Origin of the sequence: Pseudomonas inefficax, from assembly GCF_900277125.1 — a bacterium.
GTDB classification, from domain to species: Bacteria; Pseudomonadota; Gammaproteobacteria; order Pseudomonadales; family Pseudomonadaceae; genus Aquipseudomonas; species Aquipseudomonas inefficax.
Genome location: NZ_OPYN01000015.1, coordinates 1 through 2,090 on the forward strand (window position 1 = coordinate 1; position 2,090 = coordinate 2,090).

Annotated in this window: 2 protein-coding genes; both read left to right on the plus strand. The window is 64.6% G+C overall.

Annotation, left to right across the window (positions count from 1 at the left end):
- A partial coding sequence (locus tag JV551A3_RS01985; protein WP_328592076.1) for an HlyD family secretion protein occupies positions 1–394 on the plus strand: 394 nt, incomplete at its 5' end.
- Positions 391–1,809, plus strand: coding sequence for an efflux transporter outer membrane subunit (locus JV551A3_RS01990; RefSeq protein WP_133978279.1), 1,419 nt, complete (start codon positions 391–393; stop codon positions 1,807–1,809). The genes JV551A3_RS01985 and JV551A3_RS01990, both read left to right, overlap by 4 nt.
- Positions 1,810–2,090 lie beyond the last annotated feature (281 nt).

The following is a 2,090-nucleotide window of genomic DNA, read 5'->3' on the forward strand; positions in this document are numbered from 1 at the left end:
CGGTTCACTGAACGACCGTGTGCCGCGTAATCACGAATTTGTCACCGCCTGCCTCCTGGTGCTGTCGGTGGTCGACAGCGCTTCAGACCACGTTGCTGTCTACTTCGAGGAAACCAAGCTGGGCGGCATCCACATCGGCGATGCCGTGGACATCCGCGTGATGGGCGACAACACTCGCCTGCGTGGCCATGTGCAAAGCTTCGCAGCTGGCATCGAAGACCGCGACCGCAGCAGTGGTGCCAACCTGTTGCCCAACGTCAACCCGGCGTTCAGCTGGGTGCGCCTGGCCCAGCGTATTCCGGTGCGCATTGCCTTTGATGAAGTGCCGCAAGACTTCCGCATGATCGCCGGGCGTACTGCCACGGTGTCGATCATCGAGGGGCAGCGCCAATGAAACAGTTGATCCTGGCAGGGCTATGCCTGTCGCTGGGCGCCTGCATGATGGTCGGCCCCGACTATGACGTGCCGAAGGAGGCGGCGGTGCAACGCAGCGACCTCAACGGCCCGTTGCGCCAGGATGCCGACAGTGTGGTTTCGGCGCCGGTGCCTGAGGACTGGTGGCAGTTGTATCAGGATCAACGGCTGAACGAGCTGGTGCGCCAGGCCCTGAGTGCCAACACCGAGCTGCGCGTGGCTGCCGCCAACATTGTCAAGGCCCGTGCCCAGGTCGAAGTGGCCGAGTCGCAGGGTGGCTTCAATGGCGGCGTCAAACTGGGTGCCCAGCGCCTGCAGGAATCGGGCGAAGCCTTCCTGTTGCCCGAGAAGGTGCCGGTGGCCAACATCGGCGAGGCCATTATCAGTGCCTCGTACCAGTTCGACCTGTGGGGCACCTTCAAGCGTGGCACCGAGGCCGCCAAGGCCAATGCCGATGCGGTGCAGGCCGCTGCCGACACCGCCCGCATCACCCTGGTGGCCGATGTGGTCAAGGCCTATACCCAAGTGTGCTCGGCCAACGAGGAATACCACATTGCCCGCGAGTCGCTCGATCTGCAGGAGCAGAGCGTCAAGCTGAACCAGCGGCTGCGCGATGCTGGCCGTGGCGACGAAACCCAGGTAACCCGCTCGCAGACCCAGTTCAAATCGTTGCGTGCCGAACTGCCACGCTTCAAGGCGGAGCGCGAGACCGGCATGTATACCCTGGCTGCCTTGTTGGCAAAGCCGGTCGATCAGCTGCCTGCCGGCACTGCCGATTGTGCCGAGCTGCCGCACCTGAACCAGCTGGTGCCGGTGGGCGATGGCGCCGCGCTGCTCAAGCGCCGCCCAGATGTGCGCCAGGCCGAACGCCAGCTGGCCGCCGCCACGGCCTACATTGGCGTGGCGACTGGCGCGCTGTATCCGGACATCAGCATCGGCGCCCAGGTGGGCACCATCGGTATCCTGGAAAACCTCGGCGAGCCGTCGACCAACCGCTGGGGCTTCGGCCCGCAGGTCAGCTGGAGCATCCCCACCAACGGCACCCGCGCCCGCATTCGCATGGCCGAAGCCTCGACCCAGGCAGCCCTGGCGAATTTCGATGGAGTGGTGCTGAACGCCATTCGCGAGACCCAGACCCGACTGGCGCAGTACAGCGCCCTGTTGGACCGGCGTGACGCGCTGGCCGAGGCGGAGAAGTCGGCCAAGGAAGCGGCCGATCAGACGCACCGCTATTACCAGGCGGGGCGAGAGTCGTTCCTGGCGGACTTGCAGGCGACACGGACATATACCGACATGCGTGCGCAGCTGGCGGCGGCCAATAGCCAGGTGGCGTTGGGGCAGATTGGCGTGTTCCTGGCGTTGGGTGGGGGGTGGAAGGATACCGCCAAGCCATGAGGCCCAATCGCCGGCAAGCCAGCTCCCATAGAACTGCACCTGACTTACTGATTTAGCAGGGACCCTGTGGGAGCGGGCGTGCCCGCGAACACCGGCGCAGCCGGTGCCATGCACCGCGTTGGATTCTTCGCGGGCACGCCCGCTCCCACAGGTACTGCGCTGTTTTCGAGCCCTGTAATTCACCTGTGGAAGCTGGCTTGCCGGCGATCGAGGGCAGAGCCCTCGCCTAGGTTCTAGAGCTGTAAGACATTTCCGAACCTGAAACCAAATGCTTCAGTTCG

What these genes read in the sequence shown, in the direction of transcription:
- JV551A3_RS01990 (WP_133978279.1), top strand. Translation starts at nt 391, where the DNA reads ATGAAACAGTTGATCCTGGCAGGGCTATGCCTGTCGCTGGGCGCCTGC.